Here is a 6,583-nt window from a genome sequence, read left to right as displayed (position 1 = left end):
CGGCGTCAGCTTCGACGTGGCATCCTGCTCGCCCTGGCGGACGGACGCGTGCTCGCCACGCCGATCCGGCGCTACATCCGCGTGGCCAAAGCCACGCCTGCCCAGCGCCAGGAATGGACGCTCACGCCCGACGGCCGCGGCCTCAACTGGCCCGCGCTGTGGCCGCCGGCGGACCACGGCATGGTGAGCGTCTGGGAACTCGAGCAGAACGCCCTCTACGATCACGCCCTGGCCCTGCTGCGGCAGGCCGGCTGGAACCTCGCCGCCCTGCCGCGCGACGCGCGCGAACTGGCGGCGCTGTGGCGCCTGGAGGCCGACATCAACAACGGCGGATTCCTGCAGTTCTTCTGCAACTGGGGCGAGCAAACCTGCCAGCTCGCGCTGGACGCCCTGGACCGCATCGGCGCCCGCGCGGCCCGCCGCTGCCTGGGCGACATGGCCGGCGTCATCGCCCGGTACGGCGAAACGAGCGAGCCGGCGGCGCTGCAAGACCTGCCGGGACGGCTCACCGAAGCCGATTCCGAGCGGCTGTACGAGCTCGATCAGGAATTCTGGTCGTACCCGGACAGGCTGGATGTGCTGGTGGTGCGCGAGTATGCGGCGAGGATGCCGCAGGCGATGCCGGGGGCGTCTTCGCCTGCGGCATAAGCGCATCCGGGAAAGGACGGCTGCACGGGCATGATGCCGGGCCGGCAGGCCGTCGGGGAGATCCGCAGGCAAAAGGCGGCCCGCCTTCGGGCCCCTCGATCCAACCTCGATCCAACCTCAATCCAACCGTATCCCCGCGCTCTCGGTCAAGGTCTTGTACGTCTCCGACTTCTGGTCAGCCGCTTGCGCAGTTCCGCGAGCGGCCAGTCCAGCGGCTCGAAGGCGAAGGTGTCGAAGCGCTTGCGCACGTCGGGGCTGGCGAGCACCCGGGTGACGTCGGCGTGGATCTTGTCGCGGATTTCCGGCGCGATGCCTTTGGGGGCGAGCAGGGAGACGATGGAATTGACGTCGGGCTGGGCGGGGCCGCCGGATTCGGCCACGGTGGGCACGTCGGGGAACTGGGGATGGCGCCTGGGGGCGGCGATGGCGAGGTAGCGCAGTTTGCCGCTGTCGTAGACGGGGCGGGTGGAAGGGATGGTGCCGAACGCCCAGTCCACCTCTCCATTGGCGACGGCGGTGTACAGTTGCGACACCTCTTTGTACGGAACGTGGATCATCTTGGCGCCGGTCAGCGAGGCGAGCCATTCGCCGCCGAGATGGCCGGGGCTGCCCACGAACCACGAACCGTAGGTGAGGCTGTCCTTGCGGGTCTTGGCGGCCCGGATCAGGTCGGCCACGTTCTTCCAGGGCGATTGCTCGCTGACGGCGATCATGAACGGCGTGTAGAAGAGCGGCGCCACCAGGTCGAACTTCTGCAGCGGCACGTAGTGACGCGACTTGTACAGGTGGGGCAGGGCCGAGACGTGTTCGCTGTCGAGCTGCAGCAGCGCATAGCCGTCGGCGGGCAGCTTGGCCACGGCCTCCATGGCGATAAAGCCGCCGCCGCCGGGGCGGTTCTCCACGACCACGGGCTGCTTCCAGACCTTGGCAAGCTCCTGGCTGAGGATGCGGAGCACGACGTCGGGGCCGCTGCCGACCGAGAAGGCGGTGTACAGCGTGACAGGCCGGCTCGGGTAGGCGGGCGCCTGGGCATGGGCGGCGCAGGCCAGGCCGGCGGCGAGCACGGCGGCGGAGGCGGCCAGCAGGGTGCGGCGGGTGCGGGAAATCATGGGTTTGTCTCCTGGTGTCGTTATGGTTTTCCGGCAGGCGTCAAAGACGGGGGCCCTGCATGCAGTTGTCGGCGTTCCACCCGTACAGCCATTGCAGGTTGTCGTAGAAGCGGGATTGCGGCGTGTCTTTCCAGAGCGAGTTGCGCACCGCGCGTTCCACGCCCTTGGCGTGGTAGATGCGGCCCATTTCCCGGGTGGACCACAGCACGCGCGCGCTGCGCGGAATGCGCAGCGATTCGTAGAGCCTGAAGGCCGCGGCCAGGTCGGGCCCGCATTGGCGGATGGACAGCCCCAGCGTGACGGCGTCTTCGAGCGCCATGCAGGCGCCCTGGGCCATGTATTGCGACATAGGATGGGCCGCGTCGCCCAGCAGCGTGATCCGGCCGAAGCTCCACTGCTCCACCGGCTCGCGGTCGGCCGTGGCCCAGCGGCGCCACGAGGTGGGGCGGTCCAGAAGCTGCCGGGGCCGGGCGTGGATGCCTTCGAAGTACGAGAGCACTTCTTCCTTGCTGCCCTCGCGCACGCCCCATTCTTCCTGCCCGCGGCTGTGGAAGGTCACGACCAGGTTGTATTGCTCGCCGCCGCGCAGGGGGTAGTGCACCAGGTGGCAGCGTGGGCCGGCCCACAGTACCGGCGCGTTGATGCGCAGGTCCGCGGGCATGTTGCCGCGCTCGACCACCGCGCGGTAGACCACGTGGCCGGTCACGCGGGGCGGATCGCCGATCAGGTGCTGGCGCACCACCGACTTCACGCCGTCACAGCCGATCAGCACGTCGGCGCGGTAGGCGTTGCCCTCGGCGTCGCGCACCTCGACGTGCCCGCCCGTCTGCGTCACGTCGCGGATCTGCGTGGAGGTGCGAAACGAGATCAGCGGGTCGTTCTGCACGCCTTCCAGGATGGCGCCGTGGATGTCGGCCCGGTGGATGACGGCATAGGGGCCGTTGAAGCGCTCGCGGAAGGCGGGGCCGGTTTCGATGCGCACGAGTTCGGTGTTGTCCACCGCGTCCATCATGATGATGTGGTCGGTGAACACGGCGCGCTGGCGGGCCGGCTGGCCCACGCCCAGCGCGTCGAGCGCGGCGAAGGCGTTGGGGCCGAGCTGAATGCCGGCGCCGATTTCGCCGATGTGCGCGGCCTGTTCCAGCAACTGCACCTGGATGCCTTCGCGCGTGCGCGCCAGGGCGGCGGCCAGGCCGCCGATGCCGCCGCCCACCACGATGGCGCTTTGCGGGCGTGTGCTCGTCATGCGTGTCTCCTTTGGCCGTTATCGGCGCGTCATGCGGTGAAATCGGGCTGGGTGGAGGGCGCGGCCCGCGCGAAGGCGGGCTGGGCCAGGCAGTATTCGTGCACCGCGAGGGCGCGCGGGCAAGCCGAGAGATCGCAGCCCATGCGCAGCGCGTTGGCCATCTGCGGCACCAGGCAGCAGTCGGCCAGCGTGGGCGCTTCTCCGAAGCAGTATGGCCCCGCGCCGTGGCGCGCCAGCAGGTCTTCCACCATGGCCATGCCCTCGCGGATCCAGTGCCGGTACCAGGCGTCTTTCTGGCCGGCGGACACGCCCAGCGCGTCCTGCAGATAGCGCAGCACGCGCAGGTTGTTGACGGGGTGGATGTCGCAGGCGATGGCGTGGCTCAGTTCCAGCACGCGCGCGCGCAGCCGCGCGTCGGCGGGAATCAGGCGCGGCTCGGGATGGCGCGCGTCCAGGTAGTCGATGATGGCCAGCGACTGGCCCAGCGAGAAATCGCCGTCGCGCAGCAGCGGCACCGAGCGCGACGGATTGAGTTCCACATAGTCCGCCTCGCGATGCGCCAGCGTGCGGATGTTCACCCCCTGGTAGTCGTGCGGCAGGCCCTTGAGGGCCAGCGCGATGCGCACGCGGTACGACGTGGAGCTGTTGAAGAAGCTGTAGAGCCGCATCACCGTGTCACCTCGACCTTGAGGGTGCCCAGCCCGTCCACGCCGCCTTCCATGAGATCGCCCGCCGTCACCGGCCCCACGCCTTCGGGCGTGCCGGTGTAGATCAGGTCGCCCGCCTCGAGGCGGAAATAGCGCGACAGATAGGCAATGGTTTCCGCTACCGGCCAGATGAGGTTGTCGATGCCGCTTTGCTGTTTGAGCTGTCCGTTGACCTTGAGCCAGATCGCGGCGCGGCCGATGTCGCCGGCCTCGGCGGCGCGCCGCAGCGGCGCGATGGGCGCGCTGCGGTCGAAGGCTTTGCCCAGCTCCCAGGGCCGTCCGGCTTCGCGCATTTTCATCTGCAGGTCGCGGCGGGTCATGTCCAGGCCGACCGCGTAGCCCCACACGTGCGACAGCGCGTCCTCCACGGCGATGCCGGAGCCGCCCTTGCCGATGGCGGCCACCAGTTCGATCTCGTAATGGTAGTTGGACGTCTCGGCCGGATAGGGCAGGGCCAGCGTCCGGCCTTCGGCCACGGGCACGACGGCGTCGGCCGGCTTGCAGAAGAAGAATGGCGGCTCGCGGTCGGGGTCGAAGCCCATTTCACGCGCATGGGCGGCATAGTTGCGGCCGACGCAGTACACGCGGCGCACGGGGAACAGATCGGCGCTGCCGGCCACGGGGATGCCCACCGGGGCTTGCGGGGGAAAAACATACGACATGAGAGAACTTCCTTGCGGAGGGGAAAACGGGGGAGCGGGCCGCGCGGCGGCTCAGCCTTCGCGCGATTCGCGCCACAGGCCCAGCGCGGCCTGCACCGGGCGGTCGGAATAGCTGAACAGCACGGCGTCGGCCAGCGCGGCGAGCTGCACCGGCATCCAGGAAGGCGCCACGAAGATGTCGCGCGGACCGAAGGCGAATTCCCGGTCGCCGATACGCACCGTTCCGCGGCCTTCCACCACGCTGTACACCGTCGAGTCGGTGCCGCGGTACGTGCGGCCGCGGAATCCGGCCGGCAGCAGCTGCATGAACGTGGCCATGGTCGGCATGGGATAGCCGCCCGTGGCCGGGTTGACGTAGCGCAGCTTGACGCCGTCCCAGGGGTCGAGCTCGCCGTGGCGGTACAGTTGGTCCAGCGCCTCGCGGGTGCGGGCGTAGGGGTAGTTGAAGATCGGCGATGCGCCGGCGCGCGGCGCGTCGTGGCGCACCGGCGCCATGTTGTGGCCATAGCGCGCCATGCTGTCGCCCTCGGGGCGCGTCACCGGCTGCGTGGCGGCCGGATAGTTCTCGGCGAAGCCGGCGTCCAGCGCGCGCACCAGCGGAATGTCCAGGCCGTCCAGCCACACCACGGGTTCGCCGCCGTCGGCAGCCTCGGCGTTGCCGTGGTCGTGCCAGGTCCAGGAGGGGGTGATGATGAAGTCGCCCGGGTGCATGGTGGTGCGCTCGCCATTGACCGCCGTATAGGCGCCGCGCCCTTCCACGATGAATCGCAAGGCCGACTGGGTGTGGCGGTGGCTGGGCGCGACCTCGCCCGGCAGAATGAGCTGCAGGCCGGCGTACAGTGTCTGCGTGATGCTGGCCTGGCCCGGCAGCCCGGGATTCTCCAGGACGAGCACGCGGCGCACCGCTTCCTCGGCGCTGATGAGCCGGCCCGAGGCCATGACGTCGGCGCGAAGCTCGTCGTACTTCCAGAGGAACGGCACGCAGCGCGGCGCGGGCGAGGGGGGCACCAGGGTATGCAGCGACTCCCAGAGCGGGCTGAGGTGGCTGGCGGCGATGCGGGCGTAATAGTCCGCGCGGCTCGCCTTGGAGGATTGTCCATCGGCCATGTCTGTCTCCTTTTGTTCGCCGGCGCGCCGGCGGCCGCGGGCGCCTGCCGGTGCGGCGTCCCGTCGATGCAGGCGATTATGGGGAGGCAGATATGCAAAATAAAATGAAATTTATTTATCATTCATACGAAAAATCATATGACTGGAGGAGGTATGGACTGGACGCACCGCTTGCGCCTGCGGCATGTGAAGATGCTGCTCAGCCTGGCGCAGACGCATAACATCAGCCACTCGGCCGTCATGCTCAACACCACGCAGCCCGGCCTGTCCAAGTGGCTGAAAGACCTGGAAGAGGACATCGGCCTGCCTCTGTTCGAGCGCCACGCGCGCGGGCTGGTGCCCACGCCCTATGGCGAGGTGCTGATCGCGCATGCCCAGCGCATCGACGCGCAGCTCGACCGCGCCAGCGGCGACATGGAGGCCCTGCGCGAGGGCGGCAGCGGGCGCGTGGTGATCGGCGCCAGCGGCGTGGCGGCTTCCGATACCGTGCCGCTGGCCATCATGCGCATGCTGGACCGCATGCCCAGGGCGCGCGTCAGCCTGGTCGAGGGCACCACCGACCGCCTGACCGCCCAGCTCGCCCAGGGCGACCTGGACGTGGTGCTGGGCCGGGCGGACCCGGAGTTCAGCGATCCGGCGCTGGACATGGAGGCCCTGTTCTTCGACCCCATCCACCTGGTGGTGCGGCCCCGCCATCCGCTGCTGCGCGCCGACGCCGTGGGCTGGGACGACCTGCATGCGTACCGGTGGATACTCTGGCCGAAGGGCACGCCGGTGCGCAACGCGCTGGACAACGCGCTGGCCGAGGCGGGGCAGGGCATTCCCCGGGACACCATGGAAACCAACTCCGTGACGGCAAACCTCACCCTGCTGAACAACAGCGACATGATAGGCGTGGCCTCCCATCGGGCCGCGCTGCGCCTGACCCAGATGAATGTCATCCGCATCCTGCCCGTGCGGCTCTCCGGCTTCGGCGCGGTGGCCATGTACCGGAGCAAAGACGCCTTCATGTCGCGCGCCGTGCTGCTGGCGATGGACTGCCTGCGCGAGGTGGTGGCGGAGTACGGCGCAGACCGGACCGCCGGGCGCGCGGCGGGCTAGGGC

Annotated in this window: 6 protein-coding genes and 1 pseudogene; 2 read left to right on the top strand and 5 right to left on the bottom strand. The window is 69.4% G+C overall.

The window, feature by feature from the left end:
• Nucleotides 1-21 precede the first annotated feature (21 nt).
• Nucleotides 22-648, top strand: coding sequence for a DMP19 family protein (locus AD428_RS04655; RefSeq protein ID WP_053244365.1), 627 nt, complete (start codon nucleotides 22-24; stop codon nucleotides 646-648).
• Nucleotides 649-765: 117 nt separating this feature from the next.
• Here the strand turns inward: AD428_RS04655 and AD428_RS04650 are convergent.
• From AD428_RS04650 to gtdA, 5 genes and pseudogenes are all read right to left on the bottom strand, one after another.
• Nucleotides 766-1,757, bottom strand: a pseudogene (locus tag AD428_RS04650) (tripartite tricarboxylate transporter substrate binding protein).
• Between the two features lie 40 nt (nucleotides 1,758-1,797).
• Entirely contained in the window at nucleotides 1,798-3,003 is a 1,206-nt protein-coding gene (locus AD428_RS04645; protein WP_053244342.1) for a 3-hydroxybenzoate 6-monooxygenase, read from the bottom strand.
• A 29-nt stretch (nucleotides 3,004-3,032) separates the two neighbouring features.
• Nucleotides 3,033-3,671, bottom strand: coding sequence for a maleylacetoacetate isomerase (maiA, locus tag AD428_RS04640; RefSeq protein ID WP_053244341.1), 639 nt, complete (start codon nucleotides 3,669-3,671; stop codon nucleotides 3,033-3,035).
• Nucleotides 3,671-4,372, bottom strand: a complete 702-nt coding sequence (locus AD428_RS04635) for a fumarylacetoacetate hydrolase family protein (RefSeq protein ID WP_053244340.1) — start codon at nucleotides 4,370-4,372, stop codon at nucleotides 3,671-3,673. The genes maiA and AD428_RS04635 overlap by 1 nt, the downstream gene beginning before the upstream one ends.
• A 51-nt stretch (nucleotides 4,373-4,423) precedes the next feature.
• A complete protein-coding gene (gtdA, locus tag AD428_RS04630) occupies nucleotides 4,424-5,479 on the bottom strand; it encodes a gentisate 1,2-dioxygenase (protein WP_053244339.1) in 1,056 nt (351 codons plus the stop codon).
• 153 nt (nucleotides 5,480-5,632) lie between these two features.
• On the opposite strand from gtdA, the gene AD428_RS04625 reads away from it, so the two are divergent.
• Nucleotides 5,633-6,580, top strand: a complete 948-nt coding sequence (locus tag AD428_RS04625; RefSeq protein ID WP_053244338.1) for a LysR substrate-binding domain-containing protein — start codon at nucleotides 5,633-5,635, stop codon at nucleotides 6,578-6,580.
• The last annotated feature ends 3 nt before the right edge of the window (nucleotides 6,581-6,583 follow it).

It is taken from the genome of Achromobacter sp. DMS1 (assembly GCF_001270295.1).
This window is presented reverse-complemented; position numbering and strand designations above follow the sequence as displayed.

What these genes read in the sequence shown, in the direction of transcription:
- AD428_RS04635 (WP_053244340.1), bottom strand. Translation starts at nt 4,372, where the DNA reads ATGTCGTATGTTTTTCCCCCGCAAGCCCCGGTGGGCATCCCCGTGGCC.
- gtdA (WP_053244339.1), bottom strand. Translation starts at nt 5,479, where the DNA reads ATGGCCGATGGACAATCCTCCAAGGCGAGCCGCGCGGACTATTACGCC.
- maiA (WP_053244341.1), bottom strand. Translation starts at nt 3,671, where the DNA reads ATGCGGCTCTACAGCTTCTTCAACAGCTCCACGTCGTACCGCGTGCGC.
- AD428_RS04625 (WP_053244338.1), top strand. Translation starts at nt 5,633, where the DNA reads ATGGACTGGACGCACCGCTTGCGCCTGCGGCATGTGAAGATGCTGCTC.
- AD428_RS04645 (WP_053244342.1), bottom strand. Translation starts at nt 3,003, where the DNA reads ATGACGAGCACACGCCCGCAAAGCGCCATCGTGGTGGGCGGCGGCATC.